Origin of the sequence: Streptomyces oryzae, assembly GCF_017676365.1 — a bacterium.
GTDB classification, from domain to species: domain Bacteria; phylum Actinomycetota; class Actinomycetes; order Streptomycetales; family Streptomycetaceae; genus Streptomyces; species Streptomyces oryzae.
The window spans coordinates 1-19,768 of the sequence record NZ_JADKMA010000020.1; the positions used below are offsets into that span (position 1 = coordinate 1).

At 70.2% G+C, this 19,768-nt stretch carries 16 protein-coding genes; 11 read left to right on the top strand and 5 right to left on the bottom strand.

What is annotated here, in order from left to right; all coding sequences use genetic code 11:
* Positions 1–2,586, top strand: a 2,586-nt coding sequence (locus ITI46_RS06345) for a hypothetical protein (RefSeq protein ID WP_209238406.1), incomplete at its 5' end; no start/stop codon positions are given.
* A 72-nt stretch (positions 2,587–2,658) separates the two neighbouring features.
* On the opposite strand, the gene ITI46_RS06350 is transcribed toward ITI46_RS06345, so the two are convergent.
* Both ITI46_RS06350 and ITI46_RS36275 read right to left on the bottom strand, forming a co-directional pair.
* Positions 2,659–3,456: an SAM-dependent methyltransferase gene (locus tag ITI46_RS06350; protein WP_209238407.1), complete on the bottom strand. Its 798-nt coding sequence runs from the start codon at positions 3,454–3,456 to the stop codon at positions 2,659–2,661.
* 155 nt (positions 3,457–3,611) lie between these two features.
* Positions 3,612–4,097, bottom strand: a complete 486-nt coding sequence (locus ITI46_RS36275) for a hypothetical protein (protein ID WP_504739811.1) — start codon at positions 4,095–4,097, stop codon at positions 3,612–3,614.
* Between the two features lie 145 nt (positions 4,098–4,242).
* On the opposite strand from ITI46_RS36275, the gene ITI46_RS06355 reads away from it, so the two are divergent.
* Together ITI46_RS06355 and ITI46_RS06360 are read left to right on the top strand one after the other, a co-directional pair.
* Entirely contained in the window at positions 4,243–4,635 is a 393-nt protein-coding gene (locus ITI46_RS06355; RefSeq protein WP_209238408.1) for a hypothetical protein, read from the top strand.
* Between the two features lie 26 nt (positions 4,636–4,661).
* Positions 4,662–4,937: a hypothetical protein gene (locus ITI46_RS06360; protein ID WP_209238409.1), complete on the top strand. Its 276-nt coding sequence runs from the start codon at positions 4,662–4,664 to the stop codon at positions 4,935–4,937.
* Positions 4,938–5,124: 187 nt separating this feature from the next.
* On the opposite strand, the gene ITI46_RS06365 is transcribed toward ITI46_RS06360, so the two are convergent.
* Positions 5,125–7,317, bottom strand: a complete 2,193-nt coding sequence (locus ITI46_RS06365; protein ID WP_209238410.1) for an MMPL family transporter — start codon at positions 7,315–7,317, stop codon at positions 5,125–5,127.
* Positions 7,318–9,071: 1,754 nt separating this feature from the next.
* Between ITI46_RS06365 and ITI46_RS06370 the strand changes: the two genes are divergently transcribed.
* The 4 genes from ITI46_RS06370 (at position 9,072) to ITI46_RS06385 (ending at position 11,397) form a co-directional block, all read left to right on the top strand.
* Entirely contained in the window at positions 9,072–9,500 is a 429-nt protein-coding gene (locus ITI46_RS06370; RefSeq protein ID WP_209238411.1) for a hypothetical protein, read from the top strand.
* Between the two features lie 104 nt (positions 9,501–9,604).
* Positions 9,605–10,375 carry a transcriptional regulator gene (locus ITI46_RS06375; RefSeq protein WP_209238412.1) on the top strand — a complete coding sequence of 257 codons (771 nt, stop codon included), beginning with the start codon at positions 9,605–9,607 and terminating at the stop codon, positions 10,373–10,375.
* Between the two features lie 38 nt (positions 10,376–10,413).
* Positions 10,414–10,923 (top strand): roadblock/LC7 domain-containing protein, encoded by a 510-nt coding sequence (locus ITI46_RS06380; RefSeq protein WP_209238413.1) that lies wholly within the window; start codon positions 10,414–10,416, stop codon positions 10,921–10,923.
* 99 nt (positions 10,924–11,022) lie between these two features.
* Entirely contained in the window at positions 11,023–11,397 is a 375-nt protein-coding gene (locus ITI46_RS06385; protein ID WP_209238414.1) for a roadblock/LC7 domain-containing protein, read from the top strand.
* Positions 11,398–11,544: 147 nt separating this feature from the next.
* Here ITI46_RS06385 and ITI46_RS06390 read toward each other — a convergent pair whose 3' ends face one another.
* Positions 11,545–12,789, bottom strand: coding sequence for a hypothetical protein (locus ITI46_RS06390; RefSeq protein WP_209238415.1), 1,245 nt, complete (start codon positions 12,787–12,789; stop codon positions 11,545–11,547).
* A 495-nt stretch (positions 12,790–13,284) separates the two neighbouring features.
* Here ITI46_RS06390 and ITI46_RS06395 point away from each other — a divergent pair, with 495 nt between their 5' ends.
* From ITI46_RS06395 to ITI46_RS06410, 4 genes are all read left to right on the top strand, one after another.
* On the top strand, positions 13,285–14,985 hold the full coding sequence (locus ITI46_RS06395) for a tetratricopeptide repeat protein (protein WP_209238416.1): 1,701 nt from the start codon (positions 13,285–13,287) through the stop codon (positions 14,983–14,985).
* Positions 14,986–15,205: 220 nt separating this feature from the next.
* On the top strand, positions 15,206–16,570 hold the full coding sequence (locus ITI46_RS06400; RefSeq protein WP_209238447.1) for an MFS transporter: 1,365 nt from the start codon (positions 15,206–15,208) through the stop codon (positions 16,568–16,570).
* Positions 16,571–16,664: 94 nt separating this feature from the next.
* Positions 16,665–17,405, top strand: a complete 741-nt coding sequence (locus ITI46_RS06405) for a response regulator transcription factor (protein ID WP_209238417.1) — start codon at positions 16,665–16,667, stop codon at positions 17,403–17,405.
* Positions 17,402–18,778, top strand: a complete 1,377-nt coding sequence (locus ITI46_RS06410; protein ID WP_209238418.1) for a sensor histidine kinase — start codon at positions 17,402–17,404, stop codon at positions 18,776–18,778. Before ITI46_RS06405 ends, ITI46_RS06410 begins: the two co-directional genes overlap by 4 nt.
* Before the next feature lie 36 nt (positions 18,779–18,814).
* Here ITI46_RS06410 and ITI46_RS06415 read toward each other — a convergent pair whose 3' ends face one another.
* Positions 18,815–19,753 (bottom strand): TAXI family TRAP transporter solute-binding subunit, encoded by a 939-nt coding sequence (locus ITI46_RS06415; protein WP_209238448.1) that lies wholly within the window; start codon positions 19,751–19,753, stop codon positions 18,815–18,817.
* Between the last annotated feature and the right edge of the window lie 15 nt (positions 19,754–19,768).

Genomic DNA, 19,768 nt, shown 5'->3' on the forward strand with positions numbered 1-19,768 from the left:
CACCCGCCCAACATCGCCCTCTCCGCACCTCTTGCCGACCGCCGCCCCTCATACCGCCCGCACCGCACACCGACCGAATCACCGCACTGGGGAGTGTCACCGCACATGCCGGACCGCCACCCGCTGTTCACCCTCATCGACAACGGCGACTACCACGCCGTCCCCGATGCCCTGGCGGCCATGAACGCGGACGAGCGCCGCGCCGTCGTTCCCGGACTGAAAGCCGCCCGCGCCTCGCTCAGCAGGGTCACCCTGTGGACGTACGACGATCCGCGCCGTATCGCCGTCCAGCTCGCCGGCGCCGGGTGTCTCGCCAGCGCCCCGGCCGTCGCCGAATGGCTGCTCAAAGGCAAGACCAGGGTCACCTCCATCCCGGGCTGGCGGCCCGACGCATCCCTGCTCGCCTGTCTGTTCGCCGACGGGCCCGACACCCGGGATGCCGACTTCCAGGCCGAGCTCGTCCGCCGGATCGCCGACAGCCGCCTCGACGACGGTGAACTGCCCTACTACCATCTGGCCGTCGAGCTCATCCGGCGCTCCGGCTGCCCCGTCCCGGCCACCGACGCCTTCGTCCTCACCTGGGCCCGGGAGACGGCCGGCCGGTACAACATCGACACCACCGCGCCGACCTGGGACGAACGCCCGCTCGCAGGCATCCTCGCGGACAGCCCGTTCCTCCAGCCCCTCGCTTACCGCCTCTTCGAGATCGACGGGGTGCCGGGCTACACGAACCTGAGCGCGTACTCCCGCGACGACCCGGACCATTCCTGGCCCGCCGCGCTCGCGGCGCTCGCCACCGACGGCACCCTCGACGCCGGTCGCCTCCATGACGCCGTGCTCGCTTCGCTGGTCCGCGGCACCGGAGCGGCGGCCGACATCCGGTTCCGGCTGTGGACCCTGGAGAAGCTCGCGCCCTCGATGGAAGAGTGCGCGAAGTACGAGGACGAGTACGTCCGTCTGCTGCTGGACGGCCCGTCCACCGTCGCCGCCCACGCACAGCAGGTGCTGAAGGGGGTGCTGGCGCCCGCCCGCGTCGTCGAAGTGTCGCGCGATGCGCTGCTCCGCCCGGAGAAGAAACTGGTCCGTGCCCAACTGGGCTGGCTGGACCGAGCCGTCAGGCAGGAGCCCGCCACCGCCGGAGCCGCCGTCGCGGCACTGGCCGAGGCACGCGACGCGCTGGAGGACGCGGCGCTGCGGGAGCGGACCGAGCGGCTGATCAACCGTCACTCACCGCAGAGCCTCCAGGCGCCGGCCCCGGCACCGGAACTGGCACTGGCACTGGCACCGGCACCGTCTGCGGGCCCGGAGCGCGCACCCGAGCCCGACATCGCACCGCCCCCACCACCGGAGCCGGCGCGGCTGGACGGCCCGCAGGACGACGCCCCGGAAGACGTCGCCGCGACCCTCCGCATCTGGTGGCGCCGCCACCAGGACGACGGCCCGTTCGAGGACGCCCTGCTGGACCGCCTGATCCGCCACGCCCACCGGGACCGCGAAGGGCTCGCGGCCGCGCTGCGGGCGGGGATCGCCGACCACCTCGAATGGTTCTCCCACGCCGGGCACGAACCGTGGAACCCCCTCGGGGTGGCGGCGGCAGTGTGCGGGGTGCCGTATCCGGGAAGCGCGTCGATGTTCGACACCATGGTGGAGATACGGGGCCGGGAGCTGATCGCCCGGCTCCACGCCGGTGTCACCACACCGTTCCCGCTGGCCACCGCCACCCATGACGACGGTACGGTGGAGGCAGCCGAACTCGTCGCGCGGATCGCCGAGTACGAGCGGCTGGGGACCGAGCCCGGCCCGGTGGACCTGGCGCAGGCACTGCTGCGCGTCAGGCCGCAGGCCGACCCGGAGGTGCGGGCGGCCGCCGACGCGCTTGCCTCGCCCGCTGGACGCCGTCTCGCCGAGCGGCTCCGTACGGGCGGACAGGACGCCGACCGGTCCGCCTACCCCGAGCCGTTCGCCACCCTCCTGGCCGGTCCCGGCCCCACCAAGGGCAACAGCCCCGTCCCCACCCGCTCGGTCTTCCCCTGCCGTCCGGAAGACCTCCCCTGCCACCCGGACATCCAGGCCGACTGGGCGTGGTACGTCGTGCGCCGCAGCGGCGCCCGTATGGACTGCCGGATCCTGGAACGTCTTGCGGCGCTGCCCGGCCCCAAAGGCGAGGCGATGCACCGCGCACTGGCCGAAGGACTGAACGAGGAACGCCGCGAGGACCGGGCGGCCGCCGTTGACGCCCTCGTCATCATGGTGGCGCGCGCAGAACTGGACCCGGCCCGGCTGGCCGCGGCCCTCGCAGAGTTGCGCTCGCCGGTGGCCTCCCGTCTGGCGACCGCACTGAAAGACGCCTCGACGGCCGTGGCGGCCGGAGTGCTATGGCCAGTGCTGACGGGCCTGCTGCCGCACCTGCTGCCATCAGGCGCACGCCTCCACGGCCTCAGCGATCTCCTGGCCCTGACAACGGATCTCGCCATCCGTACCGGGACGCGCGAGGAGATACCCGGTCTGCGGGAGTTGGCGTCCCGGCCGCCGAAGTCCCGCCTGGTGAAGGAGGCCCGCAGACTGCGCGGCACCCTCACCGGATGACGCGCCGGCGCAGCCTCCGACGGTCCTCGGGCCCGGACCGTCGGGAGGCCGCGCGGCAATGCGTACGCGAATTCAGGATTTGCGTGCGACCCCACCGTAGGCGGCGATCTTCGGACGCTCCCCGAGTTCGGAGGTCTGGGGCCGCCATTCGGTGATGGGGACGAAGCCGGGGTCAACGAGTTCGAAGCCGTCGAAGGCGGCGCGGACCTGGTCCTGGGTGCGCGGGTAGTACGGGGCCCCGCCGGTCTTGGCGTATTCCTCGCAGAGGGTCACATAATCCTGGCTGTCGGTGGTGCCGTCCCACAGGACCAGGTGACTGCCCGACGGTACGGCGTCCATGACGGTGCGCACGATGCGCAGCATGTCCTCGTGGGTGCTCGCGTGGCCGAGTACGCCCATGAACATCACCGTGATCGGCTGGGTGAAATTCAGTACGTTCCGGGCGTCGGCGATGATCTGCTCGGGGTCGTGGAAGTCGGAGTTGATGTAGCTGGTGACGCCTTCGTCGGTGGTGTTGACCAGCAGTGCCCGGGCGTGGGCGAGGACCAGAGGGTCGTTGTCGACGTAGACGATCTTGGAGTCGGGTGCCGCGCCCTGGGCCACTTCGTGCGTGTTCTGCATGGTGGGCAGGCCGGTGCCGATGTCGAGGAACTGCCGACTGCCGGCTTCATGGGCCAGGTATCGCACTGCGCGGATCAGGAACTGGCGCGACTGCACGGCCATGGTGGAGATGTCCGGATCGATCTCCAGGCACGCCTCCCCGACGGTGCGGTCGACCTCGTAGTTGTCCTTGCCGCCCATCCAGTAGTTCCAGATCCGCGCGGAGTGCGGGATGTCGCTACGGATGCCCGAGCCTTGCGAGTTCGACATGGGTGTTCAGCTCCTCGACCTTCATGAGCGGCAGACGATCACCGTGCAGGCGCCGGCCGCGGAGGACATCTTCCGGCCCGCGGCTGCACCTCATCGACACGGTCACCGCACGTTACCCTCTGACCACACAAGGCATGCTGGCAATTTGAAAAACTTTAGGCTTGTCGTACATCCGGCTCCGACGGGCAGCCGGGCAGCGGTGCTGCCCGGCTGAACAAGGGTGATCCGCGGCCGGGGTGTTCACCTCTCGGCGGTGCGGTCGAGGAGATCTCTGACGGTTGGGTGGGCGCTGTAGGGGGGAGGTGGGTGAGGGCTTCGTGCCAGCCGGCGCAGGCTGCCTCCAGATGTCTCTGGGCGAGTTGGAGCCGGGCCAGCCGGTCGGGAAGGCAGGCGCGGGTGCTCAGTTCGTACGAGGGACGGTGCAACAGGGAGTCGCGCAGGGCACCTTGGTGGTAGCCGCCCCAGACTGGCTGCGCTGCGTGGCCGAGCCGGCCGCCTGGGCAACGTGGGCCAGGTGGTGCTCGGCGTCCGCAAGGCGCTGGAAGGCGTCTGGCTCCGGCCAGCCACTGCGCCACCGAGGGGCGCCGATAGTTCAGCGTCAGGCCCGCCTCCCGCCCCGCGGCGTTGACGGCGCGGGCCATGAGCCGGTGGGGCCGAGGACGGGTTCACCTCGTGCCGCGTACGCGGTTTCCCGGGCTGCTCCGGCTCACTGCTTCGGCTGTCACCCCGGAGCCGGAAAGCTCTCTATCGGAAAGCTCTCTTCGACAGGGGCCGGAGGCATATGCGATGTCGCTCAAGGCGGGGGTCGCCGCGGAGGGCTTTCCAGTGATCGGACACGGGTGGGCCTTGCTGCGCCACGGCCTGGCGTTCCTTGAATCCCTCCCGCAGCACGGCAACTTGGTGGAAGTACGGCTCGGCCCGGCGTGGGCGTATGTGCCGTGCCGGCCGGAACTGGTATGGCGGATGCTCACCGACGACCAGACATTCGACAAAGGCGGCCCCCAGGGAATGCGGCGCCTGGCACACGCCGCCGTGGAACTGGCCGAACGTGAGGCACAGGACATCGCCTTCGAACAGCGCGAGGAGGTAGGGCCGTACGAGTGCCTCACCAGGTGCTCGGGACCTGCGGCCGGCCGAGATGGCCGTTCCGGCCCTCCCGGGGCCGCGGGCGCCTGGTGACTGGGAGGGGTGAGAGGCTGTAGCTCATGTTGGCCACCGATAAGCAGATCAGGTACCTGATCGTGTTGGCGTCCAGGGTTGGGCGCGTGCGGTTCGATGCGGAGTTCGCCAGGGCGGTCAGGGGCACGGGGGTGGAGCCGCGGGGCCGGGACGAGACGACGCGGGAGGCCGTGGGGCGGCTGACGACGAGGGCAGCTCGCAGGCTTGCCACCGCCTTGGCCGGCCTGGAGCACTCACACGAGGGCCGGAGGGTGGAGCCGGTGCTCTGTTACCAGCAGCGGAAGATGAAGGGCTTTTGGTGAGCGGTCATCTGCCGCGCATTGGGGAGCTGACGACGCTTTGGAGGGCTCACCCGTAGGGGTAGTCACAGGCACCCGCGTGGGACAAGGCGACGACCGTGGTGAGGGGTGCCATCCGGCCACCGTGGGGTGTGACCGGACAGCTGGAGGTCGACGCCGTGACGGGATGCCTCCTGTACCCGTTCCCGTTCTAGTCCGTGATGCCGAAGCGGTTGTGCAGGCGGCGCAACGGGGCGGGGGCCCACCAGTTGGCCCCGCCGGCCAGCCGCATCAGGACGGGGACCAGGACGGCGCGGATCAGCGTGGCGTCGACGATGATGACCACCACCATGCCCAGGCCGAGCATCTTGAGGTAGACGATGCCGGAAGAGGCGTACGTCGCGAAGGACGCGGCCAGGATGACCGCCGCGGCGGTGATCAGCGGGCCGCTGCGCTCCAGGCCGGCGGCGACGGAGGCGGCGGTCTCGCCGGTGCGGTCGTACTCCTCCTTGATCCGGGACAGCATGAACACCTCGTAGTCCATGGAGAGCCCGAAGGCGGTGCAGAACATCAGGATGGGGATGCTCGGCTCCAGGCTGCCGGTGGCGGTGAAGCCGAGCAGGCCGGAGAGGTGGCCGTCCTGGAAGATCCAGACCAGGGCGCCGAACATCACCGCCATGCTGAGGGCGTTGAGGACCATCGCCTTCGCGGGCAGCAGCACGCTGCCGGTCATCAGGTAGAGGATGACGAAGGTGACGAGCAGGATCAGGCCGAAGACCAGCGGCAGCCGGTCCACCAGCACGGTGCGGAAGTCGCCGAGTTCGGCCGGGTAGCCTCCGATCTCGACCTCGGTGCCGCCGAACGCGCCCCGCACGTCGGCGAGGACGGCGTCGGGGTCGGCGCCGAGCGCGTCCTGGGTGGCGATCACCGAGAACCAGGTGTCCTCGTCCGAGGCGAAGCGCTTCGCGGAGTGGTTCGGCTCCAGGATGCGGCGGCCGTCGGCGTAGGACCCGGTCAGTGCGTCGACCTGTTGGACGCCCTCCAGGCGGGAGAGCTTGGCGGCGGTGGCGTCGATGCTCTCGCGGCCCGCGTCGTTGCCGGGCAGGCCTGGGCGCAGGACCTGGATGGCGTCCATCTCCTCGGCCGCGAAGTGCGCACGGATGTCGTCCTGCACCACGCGGCTGGACGTCTGCGTGGGCAGGACCCGGTCGTCCGGGGTGCCGAAGGCGACACCCAGGGCCGGGGCGGCCAGGGCCAGGAGCACGGCCAGGGCCGGCATGCCGTGGATCAGCGGGCGGCGCATCATGCGCAGCGCTGTGGTGTGCCACCAGCCGTCCGGCGCACCGGACCCGGCTGCGCGTGCACCGTGCTTGCGCCGCCGCGCGATGCGGTGGCCGAGCCGGCTCAGGGCGGCGGGCAGGATCACCAGGGCGGCGAAGACCGAGGTGAGGACGACCGCGATCCCGGAGTAGGCGAACGACCGCAGGAACGGGAAGGGGAAGAGCATCAGGCAGGCGAGCGAGACGATCACCGTGAGCCCGCTGAAGGCCACTGTGCGGCCCGCCCGGCCGACTGCCTGCCGGGTGGCCTCGGCGACCTCACGCCCCGCCGCCAGTTCCTCGCGGAAGCGGCTGATGACGAACAGGCTGTAGTCGACGCCGAGTCCGATGCCCATGACCAGGGTGAGGTTGGCGGCGAAGGTGGACACGTCGGTCAACGACGTCAGCAGTCGCATCAGCGCCAGCGTCGTGATCACGGAGAACAGGCCCATGCCGAGGGTGAGCAGGGCGGCGTTGAAGCGTCGGTAGATGAACGCGAGCAGCAGCAGGACCAGCGGGAAGACGATCACCTCGGCCCGCAGGAAATCCGTTCGGGCCTGCTCAGCGGCTTGCCGGAAGACTTCGTCGCCGCCGCCCACCTGGACCTTCACCGTGCCGTTGGCACGGGCGAAATCGGGGGCGAACTCGGCGAGCCGGGTGCGCGCCTCGGTGACCGTACCGGACATCCGGGCGATGACCAGGGCCTGGCGACTGTCCTTGGCACGCATCACGGGCGACTTGCCGCGCGACCAGTACGAGGCGGTCTCGGCCACCCCATCCTGCCGGGCCAGCTCCCGCTCCAGACCGCGGCCCGCCTTGGCCACGGCCGAGTCGTCGACGGTGCCGTGCCGGGCGGTTACCAGGAGCAGCACGCTCGGGGTCCCAGTGCCGAACTCCTTCGCCAGCGCGGCCCGGGTGTTCACCGATTCCGAGCCGGGGCTTTCGAACCGGCTGAGGACCAGCCGGTCCATGGCACCCGCCGCGAGGGCCAGGCCGATCACGGTGAGCAGCACGCTCAGCCAGATCACCAGGCGGGGCCGACGGGCGATGCCGCCGCCGAGGCGGTGCAGTGCCGTGTCCTCCAAGGCCGTTGTCCCGGCGGGTGTTTCCGGCCCCCGTGCCGGTGCCGTAGTTGCGGGGGTGGTTGCCACTGTGTTGCCTCATCTCTCGGGGCGTGGGTGGGTGTGAGCCGCGGAGCGGGTGCTCGCGAAGCAGGTGGGGACCGGTCACTCCCGGTCGGAGCGCGGGTCGCTCCGGGAAGCCGAGCCGGCGGTCGAAGTCGAAGCCGCCCTGGAACGGGGCGCCTTGTCGGAAGGTGAAGCCGAGGCGGGCATCGGCGAGCGGAGGATTGCTGAGGGCCTGGGATGACCAGCCCTTTCTCGCGGGCCGCTTCCGCTCGGCACGGGGCCTGACGGCCGTCGGCGCCGCAGAGGGTGTCAGCGGCGCGGGCCGCCGAAGCTCAGCGCCGTACGCGCCCGGGAGTACGCGCGATCAACGAGGCGATCAGCCGGACGGCGGTGCCGGCCAGGCTGAGCCGCCTGGCCGTTGCGCAGCGAATCTTCCGAGCACAGACCCCCCCGAGGCGATATACGAGTACCTATTCGTGTTCCGTTCGGCGACGCCAGGTTACGAATAATCATTCGTGTTTTCAAGCGGGTCCCCAGCAGACAGGCCGACGGCCGGACCTGAGGAAGGCGCGCGCTGACGCAGAGGAAGACGGGCTGCTGCGGGCAGCGCCTGTGGCCGGCATCAGTGCACTGCGTCGCGAAGCGGAGCGACTGGGGTGCGGGCAGCGGCGTCTGGCGGGGCAGCTGACGGTGGAGGACGACGGCGATCCGGAGGCGGCCGCGAGTTCCGCAGGGGCAGCCGAAACGGCTCGACCGCCGCGATCACCGCGCCGAGGTCCGCGTCACCGAGGCACGGGTGAGTTCTCGCCCTCCTTGTGTGGAACACGGTGGCAGTGCGTTGGGACCCGTCCGGTCCAGGACTGCGACCGCGTACCTGACCATTCGCCAGAACAGCGAACAACTGCCATGAGCTGAGCCGGGGCCTACATATCGAACCGAGAGCTCAACGGGCAGCGTGTGATCCGTATAGATGACGTTTGCCGGTCGAATGCGCCGGTTTGAAACTTCCGCCCCGCCGAACTTCTGCCGGCAGCGGTCAGAGAGCCGGCAGCGGTCAGAGAGGTGGATCTGTGAACTCGTTGGGACGTAGGGGAAGTAGTGGGCGAGGGATCTGGAGGAGGAAAGCCTCGCGGCCGACGTAGGAGTCGAAGAGGCGCGAAATGTCGAAAAGCAAAAAATCGCCCAGCCCCAGCGACCTTCCGTGAGCGAGCCGCCGAAGTCGCGGGTTCCGACGGTCGAAGACCTACTCCATGAGTCCCTCCGTCCGCGCTGCCCCGCCGGGGCGGAGCCGCGGGCCCCACTCTGCGTGCCTCCGGCAGGTGAAGAGCTGATTGCGCACAGCTGACTCGACGACTCAAGCCCCAGGGGCTTCAGCCCAGCCCGCGTTCCTGGGCTCGGACAGTTCCGTCCACATACGTCTGTGCGGTCAACTGCCTTTTTCTCAGGGTGATTTGCGACCCGGGTCGCAATGCGTTCACCGCGGCGGCTGCCCAGAAGCGGTTGACCTGATGAACGTGATCACAGCTGATGCAGCAAGTCCCAAATTCTGTCAGCTACATCACGAAGGAGATCGGTCTTCGAAGTCGTCTGATAAATTTCCACACGATCTTGGCATGGCCCACAAGAAGTTGCCGAATGCACACAGGTCTGCGGGCCTTAAGTGCCGGGCTTTGCCGTGGAGATGCAGCGTGCAGACAGAGAGGGGGCGCAACGTGTCCGGAATCGACGAATGTCTCCTGGAGGCGTTGAGGCTGCCCGGGGCCCGAGGCGCCGCCGTCGTCGACTGGGTCAGCGGGCTGGCGCTGGGCACCGCCGGAGACGCGCCGGGCGGCGACCACGAGGCGGCTGCCTGTGAGACCGCCGAACTGGCAAGGATGGTTGCCGAGTACCGCTCCTTCAGCCCGCTCCACGCAGCCGGTACCCCGTCGGCGGTCACCGTCCCGGCCGAGCAGCACGCCGGGCAGACACCGGCCGTCGAGGACATCATCGCGACGAACAGCGACAGCTACCACGTATTGCGGTTCGTCACCGGTGCACTCGACGGCACCCTCTTCCTCCACGTGTGGCTCGACCGGGACGAGGGGAATCTCGCGCTGGCGCGGATCCGGCTGGCGGAGATAGCGGGGCGTTTGGTCCTCTGATGCACGTCACCGATCCAGAGGGCTCCGAACGTCCGGCGACGTACCGGGCCGTACCGCCGCGGCAGCCCGGTGCAGAACGACCGGCGCAGGACCGAGCACCGTCGATGCTTCACCGGCTGGCGGCGGAGCGGGCCACTGGTGCGTTCACCCGGGCCGGCGGCACCCTCTTCCTCGTCGACGGACAGATCGTGCATGCCGAAAGTCCCGCGGCAACGGGCCTTGAGGTGTTGCTGACCCGTGGTTCCGTGCTGTCGCAGGCACGTTGGGACGCCGCGTTGAGCCGGTGGGGCCGGGAGGGAAGTGTGGCCCACAATCTGGTGGCCCGCGGCCACGTGCCACTCGGGCTGCTGGAACTGTGTCAGCGCACGGCCCTGTACGACGCGGCGTTCTTCGTGCTGGCGCCCAGTGGCCGGCTCGGGCGTTTCCGGCGGGAGGTACGGGACTGGCTGGGCGCCGGCGTGGGCGTGGCGCCGGCGGCGGTGGAGAGCGAGACTGCTCGCCGCCTGGCGTTGCTGGACCGCATCTGGCCGGACGCCCGTATCGATGTACTGCCCCCTGCCTCGGCAGTCGGGGCCGGGCGGCCGCCGACGGTGACGGACCGGCAACTGCGGATCCTGCAACTGGCCGATGGGACCCGCACTGCCACCGATATCGCCCGGGAGCTGGGCCGGCCCGCCTTCCACACGCTCGTGGAGCTGCGACGGCTTGCGGCCGGCGGCCTGGTCGTCCCCGCCGGGTCCGGCCGCATGGAGGAGCACGTGGCGGAGGCCGTGCGCGAGGGCGAACAGTCTGCCGCCGTACCGCCTGCGGATGGTTTCGCGAAACCGGACGTCGCCCTGCTGCGCAGGCTCATGGACGCGCTGGAGGCACTGTGATCAAGGGATTCCGTCAGCGTGCCGAGAGGAGAGTGCTGATGGCAGCGGAAGCGGGCGTGGTGGAGGAACTGCGCGGGCTGCGGGCCAGAGTCCCGCGAGTCGGCGGGGCATTGGCGGCAACCGTCGATGGTCTGGTGCTGGCCGAGGACATTCCGCCGGCCCAGGCCGGACAGCGACAACCGGAGGCCGAGCCGTTGGCGGCACTGACCGCCGCCGCGCTCGGGCTGGCGTTCCGGATGAACGAGGCAACGGAGCGGGGCGCCTTCCGCGAACTGCTGATCCACGGAGAGCTGGGCTACGTCGCCACCTACGCGGCCGGCCCTGCCGCCGTGCTCACGCTCCTCGCGGACGAAAACATCAACGTGGGCCGACTGCACCTGGAGGGACGCCGTACGGCGGGCCGCATCGGCGAACTCGTGGGCCACGTCCAGCGTTCTACGGCTGCGCGGCCCGCCCCGGAGGCCCCGCCGCCGGACCGCAGGCCCCCGCTGGAACGCCGCCGGCAGCCGCTCGAGCGCCGCCGCCGCGGCACGCAGGGCTCGGAGTAAGTCCCGGAGTAAGTCGGCCACTCCGCAGCAGCGGGTCCCGAATGGCCCGCATCCGGCCGGCAACGTAAAAGCGTACCGACGAAAGGAATGCACACCACCATGCCGAACATCGACGCCACCCTCAAAGAAGCGATGAGCAGCATCGACGGCACCATCGGGGTTGCCCTGGTCGACTACACCAGCGGGATGGCGCTGGGCACGGTCGGCGGCGGACAGGACTTCGATCTGGAGGTTGCCGCAGCCGGCAACACGGACGTCGTCCGCGCCAAACTCCGTACCATGGAGCACTTGGGGCTCGACGACCAGATAGAGGACATCCTGATCAGCCTGGGCAAGCAGTACCACTTGATCCGGCTGCTGAAGGCGAGCAGCGGCAACGGCCTGTTCCTCTACATCGCGCTGGACGTCGGCAAGGCGAACCTCGCCATGGCCCGGCACCAGTTGCGCCGGATCGAGTCCAACCTCGAGGTCTGAGGCCGGGCGCACCCGGGGCGGCCTCGTGCGGGCCCGTCGCGCGGGTTTCCGTACCTGGCAGCGACGCCGGTCTTGGCGATGCGTGGTCCCCGCGCGAGCGCGGGGACCAACTCCCCGGTGCGGCCCGCAAGCGAGCCTGATTCCCTGCTACCGCGTCGACTCGCGCACAGGAGCGAGCGGGTTCGGTGTGCGGCCCGTCCAGCGGTGGAGGACGGCCCGGCCCGTCTGTTTGGTGGCGCCGTCCTCCTCGACGGTGCCGGACTCGGCGACGTAGTAGAGCCCGTCGTCCAGGGAGACCAGACCGTACTCACCAGGGGCCTGCCAGCCCCGCACGCCCGTGACCGGGTCGTACAGGCCCTGCCGCGCGAGGGTCAGCAGCCTGCCCTGCTCCGGCTCGGGCTGGCCGCGGACCGGGCCGCGCACGGCGGGCTTCGTACCGTCGATGGTGAAGAGGGAGTAGTTGGGGAAGTCCGGCTTCTTGCCCTCGTACACCGCCATCTGCCAGTTGTGGGAGGCGGCGTCGTACTCCAGGTTCTGCACGCCATAGGTGGTGTTGCCGGTGTACGCGAAGTACTTGCCGTCGGCGTGCGCCGGACCGCTGGTGTGCGGGGCCGACTCACTGAGGGGACGCTCGTACTTCTTCCACCGTCGCACGTCGTATTGCAAGAGCACTTGGTGGTCGTTGTCGTGGCGCGCGTTGTTGGAGTAGATGCCGTAGGCGACGGTCAGCAGGGGAGTGCCGTGATGACGCCCGCCGCGTCCGCCGAGGTCCGGCCCGAACACGACGCCGTCGATGCCGCTGCACCCGTAACGATGGTCGCGTGTGTCGGCGGTGTCGCCGTCGAAGACCCCGTTGCCGTCCATGTCGGCGGTGTAGTCGGCCACGACTTCCTTGAGGTAGACCGTCGAGACGATGTCGCTGGTCTGCGCGTCGATGCCCATCCGGTCGATGCGGTCGGCGTCGAAGGCGGCGATGTAGAACGACTCGGCGTCCTTGTACTCCAGGGAACCGTAGACCCTGCCGTCCCGTTCGTCGAAGTCCAGGTCGCCCAGGTGGCCAGTGAACCCGGTGACGGAGCCGACCGGGTTGCCGCGCAGGTCGGTCTTGACCAGGAGGTTGGTGAAGGAGAAGTACATGTAGCCGCCCTTGCGGTCCAGGGCCATGCCCTGGACGTGGCCGGCGTCCCACGCCCCACCGTCGATGACTGCCGGCATTTTGGTCCCTCCACCCGCCTTCTTCCCCGCGTCGGTGGTGGCAGCCGCGGTCTGCGGTAGCAGAACCGAACCCAGCAGCGTGACAGCCACCGCAGCCCCCGCGAGCGCGGTGCCCCGTCTGCCGGCCCGGCGCCCGGCTTTGCCGCCCTGCCCGATTTCGCCCTGACGCCTCGTCATTCCACTCCGCCTTTCCGCTACTTCCTGGAGACACCAGCGATCATTCTGGGGCCCTGCAGGTGAACGCGGGGAAGGTTTACGCGTACATGAAGGCGACGATTGCGGGGTGCGGCTGGTGGGCAGCCCCGTGCCCGGCCAGGGGCGCGTCGGCCGGGCGGCGGGGGCTGGCCGACGATCGAACCGGTGACCGAGCGTGGCGGCCGGGCGCGCGTTGCCCGTGCGTACACCCGGGTGGCTGTACGGCCGTTCGCCGTCACCCGGTGTGTGCACTACATCAAAGATCACCTCACCCTGCGAAGATGTGCGTCGGCGGCTGCGGTCCGCACGGGCGCTGCACTCGGGCTCCTCGATGCGGCGGAGGACGCCCGCGCAGACAGCGCCGGAGGCCGATCATGCAGTGCGCAGGAGCGGTGTCCCCCACTCGATGTGGTCCTGATGTCGGTCAACGGTGCCTGCCGTGGCGCGACGTCGGGCGATGTTCCGAGGAGACTCACGATGACGGACTACTACGATCTCGGCCGCTACACCAGGCCGGTGTCGACCGGGGTGAGTGAGGCGCAGACCTGGTTCGACCGCGGCCTGTTGTGGAGCTATGGCTTCAACCACGAGGAAGCGATCGCTTGCTTCGAGCGGGCCCGCGAGCTCGACCCGGCGTGCGCCATGGCCTCCTGGGGCATCGCCTACGCCTTGGGGCCCAACTACAACAAGCCCTGGGAACGCTTCGACCCGGCCGAGCTCGAGACGAGCGTTTCCCGTGCGTTCGAGGCGGCTGCCCAGGCGGAACGTCTCACGGACAGGGCGGACAGGGCGACGCCTGTCGAACGGGCACTCATCGGCGCGCTCCGGCACCGTTATCCACAGCCGGCGGCGGTTCCGGACCCCTCGGTATGGAATCACCGTTACGCAGAGGCGATGCGCACGGTGTACGCCGAACACTCCGAGGACCTCGACGTGAGCGCGCTGTTCGCTGACGCGCTGATGAACCTCACCCCATGGCAGCTGTGGGACCAGCGCACCGGTCAGCCGGCCCCAGGATCCTTTGCCGTGGAGGCGCGTGCCGTACTCGACCACGCGCTGGAACTGCCGGGCGGGCCGGAACACCCGGGCGTGCTGCACCTGTTCATCCACCTGATGGAGATGTCGTCCGTGCCGGAGCAGGCCCTGCCGGTGGCCGACCGACTGCGCGATCTCGTGCCCGATGCCGGTCACCTGCAGCACATGCCCACGCATCTGGACGTCCTGTGCGGTGACTACTCACGCGTGGTCTCCTCCAACGCGCGTGCGATCGAGGCGGACGAGAAGTTCGTGGCCCGTTCCGGCCCGATCAACTTCTACACGCTCTACCGCTGCCACAACTATCACTTCAAGATCTACGGCTCGATGTTCCTCGGGCAGCGGGCAGTCGCGTTGCAGACGTGCGGTGAACTCGAGGCGGCGGTTCCTGAAGAACTTCTCCACGTCCGGACACCACCGATGGCGGACTGGCTCGAGGGCCTCATCCCCATGCGCGTGCACGTGCTGATCCGCTTCGGGATGTGGCAGGAGATCATCGACGCGGAACTGCCGAGGGACTCCGAGCTCTACTGCGTGACCACGGCGATGATGCGCTACGCGAAGGCAGTCGCCCACGCCGCCTCCGGCCAGGTGGCAGAGGCCGAGACACAGCGGGCGCTCTTCCGGGAGGCGGTGGAGCGGGTCCCCGAGTCACGCACGCTCTTCAACAACACCTGCCGGGACATCCTCGCGGTGGCGGCCGCGATGCTGGAGGGCGAGGTGGAGTACCGCAAGGGGAACGTCGAGCATGCCTACGCCGCACTGCGGCGGGCGATCGAACTCGACGACAACCTTCCCTATGACGAGCCCTGGGGGTGGATGCAGCCGACCCGGCACGCCTACGGGGCACTGCTGCTGGAACAGGGCCACGTCAAGGAGGCCGAGGCGGTGTACCGGGCCGACCTGGGGCTGGACGGCACCGTCCCCCGGTCCCAGCAGCACCCGGGCAACGTCTGGAGCCTGCACGGCTACCACGAGTGCCTGGTCCGGCAGGACCGCGGGGGAGAGGCCGCGATCATCGAACAGCAGCTGCGCCTCGCCCGGGCCAGGGCCGACGTTCCCGTCGATGCCTCCTGCTTCTGCCGGCTGTCGGCTGTCAGTGACTCGTCACGGGGCAACGGATCCGCCGAGGGCTGCTGCTGACGGACCCTGCCGCTCCGCGTGGGCGGTCCGGTGACGTGTCGTGGCGGTGGGCGGGCGCTGCGTCCGGCCGTTTCTTAGCGGGATGTTAGATCTGGGTAACGGACCTTGTACGGACGTGCCGGGCGCGCCCATGCTCATGCAGCACTCCCCGACCAAGGGGCATCTCCCCTCTCCCACCAGGGATTTTTCATCTGGAGCCGCCATGTCCTCGTCCCCGGCCATGCCCGCGACCCGGCCCGACGACCTGCGCGCGAAACGCCGCCTGGCACTCGTCGGCGGGTCGCTGGGCAATCTCGTCGAGTGGTACGACTGGTTCGTCTATGCCAGTTTCGCGATCTACTTCGCCGACTCGTTCTTCCCCGGCGACAACCCGACCACCAAGCTGATGAACACCGCCGGGATCTTCGCGGTCGGCTTCCTGATGCGTCCGGTCGGCGGCTGGGTGCTCGGTCGCGCAGCGGACCGGCACGGACGCAAGAGCGCGCTCACCCTCACGGTCACGATGATGTCGGTGGCCGCCCTGCTGATCGCTGCCGCCCCGACCTACGGGCAGGCCGGGTACTTCGGCGCCGTCGTGCTCCTGCTGGCACGGCTGCTGCAGGGCATGAGCATCGGCGGCGAGTACGCTGCCAGCGCCACCTATCTGACCGAGGCGTCGGCCCGCAACCGGCGGGGCCTGGGTTCCTCCTTCCAGTACGTGTCGATGACCTGCGGCCAGCTCCTCGGCCTCGGCATCCTCATCACGATGCAGCACACCCTGACCACCGCACAGCTGGAGAGCTGGGGCTGGCGCATCCCGTTCGTGCTCGGTGCGGTCTTCGCCGTCGTGGTCTTCTGGCTGCGGCGCCGTCTGCAGGAGACCGACGCGTTCACCGAGGAGACCGGCGAGAGCGGCGACGACAGCACGCGCGGCACGATCAAGGCATTGTGGGAGCACCGCCGCCAGGCCGGACTCGTCATGGCGCTCACCCTCGGCGGAACGGTGGCCTACTACACGTACACCACCTACCTCACCAAGTACCTGGTCGGCAGCGCGGGAATGTCGAAGACCACGGCGACGCTCGTGAGCTTCACCGCGCTCACCGTCTTCGCCGTGCTCCAGCCCTTTGCCGGACTGCTCTCCGACAAGATCGGCCGCCGCCCGCTGCTGATCGCCTTCGCGACCGGCTGCACCGTGGGCACCTACCCGATCATGACCGCGCTCGGCTCGGCCTCCTCCTACTGGTCAGCGCTCGGGCTCTCGCTGCTCGCCCTGGTGATCGTCACCGGATACACCTCGATCAACGCCGCTGTGAAGGCGGAGCTGTTCCCCACCAGGGTGCGCGCGCTGGGTGTGGCGCTGCCGTACGCGGTCGGCAACGCCCTGTTCGGCGGTACGGCGGAGTACGTGGCCCTGTGGTTCAAGGACAGTGGCCACGAGACCATGTTCTTCTGGTACGTCTCCGGGTGCGCGATGATCTCTCTGATCACCTACCTCCTCATGCCGGACACCCGTGATGCCGCGCTCAGCCGCGCCGAGACCGGAGCGGACACCGACAGTGCCTCCGGCCTGCGGCAGCCAGCGCCCGCCGAAGCCGTCCGCTGAACCGGTATCAACTGAACCGATATCAACGTCACAGTGACCTGGGCGGCCCGCTTCCGTAAGCTGCTGCCCAGGTCACAGCCGCACAAGGACTCCCATGCACGCGCTTCTCGTCGAGGACGACGACCGCATGGCCCAGGCGCTCGGCACCGCTCTCACCCAGCGCGGGCACACCCTGCGCCGGGTCGGCCGGGCCCTGGACGCCCTGCGGCACGTCCGCGAGGCCGAGTTCGTGCTGCTGGACCTCGGCCTGCCGGACCTGGACGGGCTGGAACTGCTGCGGCGGCTGCGGACCGTGTGCGACGCACCTTTGATCGTGGTCACCGCCCGCTGCGAGGAGCGCGACATCGTGCAGGGGCTGCGCGCCGGGGCCGACGACTACGTGGTCAAACCGTTCCGGATGAACGAGTTGCTGGCCCGGATCGACACCGTGCGCCGCCGGACCAGGCCGCCGTCCAGCAGTACGGACGGCGAGGGCGTCCGCGTACGGGCCGTCGATGTGGAGATCGACATCGCGGGCCGCACGGTCACCGTCGCTGGGGCCGAAGTCCGGCTCACCCGCCGCGAGTTCGACGTCCTGGCATTCCTCGCCGCGCGGCCGGACGAGGTGCACTCCCGGGAGGAGATCCTGGACCGGATCTGGGGCGACGCCTTCCTGGCCGCCTCCCGCTCCCTGGACGTGCATGTGGCGGGCATCCGCGCCAAGACCGGCCGGCCCGGCCTGGTGCGTACCGTGCGTGGCTTTGGCTACCAGCTCGGCTCCCCGGCCCCGGCTCCGGCTCCGGCTCCGGCTCCGGCTCCGGGCAGCGAACGGGACGAAGGGGCGGACGGCCGATGAGGCGCCGACTCCTCGCCGTGCTGATGGTGCTCATGGGCGCCGCCGCACTGCTCCTCTCCCTGCCCCTGGCCAACTCGTACGCGAACGGGCGGACCGAGCACCTGCTGCTGCAGAGGCGTTCGGAGGCGGTGCGGTTCGCCGATCTCGCCGGCCGGGTCCGCACCGACGCGGACCGGGCCGAGCTGTCGGCCGAGATCCGCCGGTATGCCGAGCTGTACGAAGCCGCGGTGACCGTGGTCGACACGGCCGGGCGGACAGTCGCCCGAGCCGGCCCCGGGGACCCCACCTCCGCCGTCCCGGGTGAGGGGGCCGCCCGCGACCGGGCGCTGACCGGCCGGTCCACCGAGCATCTGCCGACCATCCGGCCGTGGGGGCCGGACACCGTCGTCCTGGCCGAACCGGTGGGACAGGACGAGCGGGTCAGCGGCGCTGTCGTCCTGGCCGTTCCCACCGACGGCGCCCGCCACGACGTGGCAGCCCGCTGGTCACTCATCGCCGGGGGAGCGGTCGCCGCCTTCGCGGCTGCCGCTCTGGTCGCCGTCGGTATCGCCCGGTGGCTGATGCGCCCCGTCCGCGACCTGGACCGTGCCGTGGCGGGACTGACCTCGGGAAGCATGAAGGCGCGGGCCGTCTCCGACACCGGACCGCCGGAGCTGCGCTCCCTCCGGCAGCACTTCAACGCCATGGCCGAGGCCATGGCCGACTCCATCGGCAGGCAGCGCGACTTCGTCGCCGACGCCTCGCACCAGCTCCGGAACCCACTGGCCACACTGGTGCTCCAGTTGGAGAACGTGGAACCGCACATCACCCCGGGTCCCGGCCGGGCGGAGCATGCCCGCGCGCTTGATGAGGCCGAACGCCTGGAGGAACTGCTGGACGGCCTGCTCGCGCTGGCGCGTGTCGAGTCCGGTACGACGGAACCGGTCGAACACGACGTGTCCCAGACGGTACGCAACCGGGTGGCGGCCTGGACGCCCGTCTTCCGCGACGCCGGACTGCAGCTGACGGCCTCCGGCGTCCCCGACGGCCTGCGCGCACGCGCGGTACCGGATGCGACGGGCCGGATCCTGGACTCGCTCCTCGACAACGCCGCCAAGTTCGTCCCCTCCGGCGGCCATGTCCGCGTGCACGCCGCGCGCGAGGACGACGAGGTCCTCCTGCGGGTCACCGATGACGGACCCGGCGTGCCCGAGGAACAAGTTGTCCTGCTCACCCGGCGTTTCGCCCGGGCACCCGAGCACCAGAACATCCCCGGGACCGGCCTCGGCCTGGCCATCGCCGAGGAGATCGCCCGCCTCAGCGGCGGCCGGCTCACCGCGGCCCGCAACACCCCGCACGGCCTCGCCGTGGAACTCCGGCTGCCATCCTGCTGAGCGCCGGGCGACGGGTGGGCAGAACAGCGGGCCCGGTCAGTCGTACACCGACCGGTAGTACGCGACCGCGCCGGGGTGCAGCGGCACCGCTCCGGTGGAGATGGCGAACCGCGGCTCCAGCCGGGCACCCGCTGTCACCTTCCGCAACAGCACCCGCCACTGGTCGAACACCACCTGAAGCACGTCGCTCACCACCCACCGCGGCACGGCAGCGCGGGCCATCAGATAGTTGCCCACTCCGATGGTGCCCACCGGTTCCGTCAACCCGTACGCACCCGCCGGGAGTGCGACGGCCGTGTAGCCGGGTCCGTACCGCTCGCGCAGCGCGGCCACGGTGTCCTCCAGCGGCAGGAACCGCAACGGCACTTCACGCGCCAGCGCCGCCAGCGTGGGCGTCGGCACACCGCCGGACCAGATCAGCGCGTCGACCGTGCCTTCGCGCAGCGCCGCGGCCGAGGCGGCAAGCCCCAGCCGCCGTTCCCGCACCGACCGCTCGCCGGTCAGTCCGGCCGCCCGCAGCAGCCGCCCCGCCACCACCTGCACACCCGACCCCGCCGCCCCTGCGGCGACCGGCCGCCGGGCGAGATCGTCCAGCGAACGTACCGGCCCTTCCGCCGGTACGACCAGGTGCGTGTAGTTGACATAGATCCGGGCGAGAGCGGTCACGGGCACCGCACGGGCGAACGGTTCCTCTCCCAGCACCGCGTCCTGCGCCGCGTCCGCCATCGCCAGGGCGAGCTCCACCGAGCCGTCGTCCAGCTTCCGCAGATTGTCCACGCTCGCGGACGTGGGCACCGGGGTGATCCGCAGCCGCGGCGTGCTCTCGGCAACCGCCTTCGCCAAGGCCCTCCCGAAAGCGTTGTACGGCCCACCTTCCGGTCCCGTCGCCAACCGCAACCGCCGTACCGGCCCGGCGTCCCGGACGCAGCCGCTCAGCGCAGCCCCCGCGACCCCTCCGAGCCCAGCGCTCAGCATGCGTCGACGGCTCAC

Bases quoted from the DNA above. Each gene is read 5' to 3' on its own strand.
- ITI46_RS06350 (WP_209238407.1), bottom strand. From the start codon at position 3,456: ATGTCGAACTCGCAAGGCTCGGGCATCCGTAGCGACATCCCGCACTCC.
- ITI46_RS36275 (WP_504739811.1), bottom strand. From the start codon at position 4,097: ATGGCCCGCGCCGTCAACGCCGCGGGGCGGGAGGCGGGCCTGACGCTG.
- ITI46_RS06355 (WP_209238408.1), top strand. From the start codon at position 4,243: ATGTCGCTCAAGGCGGGGGTCGCCGCGGAGGGCTTTCCAGTGATCGGA.
- ITI46_RS06360 (WP_209238409.1), top strand. From the start codon at position 4,662: ATGTTGGCCACCGATAAGCAGATCAGGTACCTGATCGTGTTGGCGTCC.
- ITI46_RS06375 (WP_209238412.1), top strand. From the start codon at position 9,605: ATGCTTCACCGGCTGGCGGCGGAGCGGGCCACTGGTGCGTTCACCCGG.
- ITI46_RS06380 (WP_209238413.1), top strand. From the start codon at position 10,414: ATGGCAGCGGAAGCGGGCGTGGTGGAGGAACTGCGCGGGCTGCGGGCC.
- ITI46_RS06385 (WP_209238414.1), top strand. From the start codon at position 11,023: ATGCCGAACATCGACGCCACCCTCAAAGAAGCGATGAGCAGCATCGAC.
- ITI46_RS06390 (WP_209238415.1), bottom strand. From the start codon at position 12,789: ATGACGAGGCGTCAGGGCGAAATCGGGCAGGGCGGCAAAGCCGGGCGC.
- ITI46_RS06395 (WP_209238416.1), top strand. From the start codon at position 13,285: ATGACGGACTACTACGATCTCGGCCGCTACACCAGGCCGGTGTCGACC.
- ITI46_RS06400 (WP_209238447.1), top strand. From the start codon at position 15,206: ATGCCCGCGACCCGGCCCGACGACCTGCGCGCGAAACGCCGCCTGGCA.
- ITI46_RS06405 (WP_209238417.1), top strand. From the start codon at position 16,665: ATGCACGCGCTTCTCGTCGAGGACGACGACCGCATGGCCCAGGCGCTC.
- ITI46_RS06410 (WP_209238418.1), top strand. From the start codon at position 17,402: ATGAGGCGCCGACTCCTCGCCGTGCTGATGGTGCTCATGGGCGCCGCC.
- ITI46_RS06415 (WP_209238448.1), bottom strand. From the start codon at position 19,753: ATGCTGAGCGCTGGGCTCGGAGGGGTCGCGGGGGCTGCGCTGAGCGGC.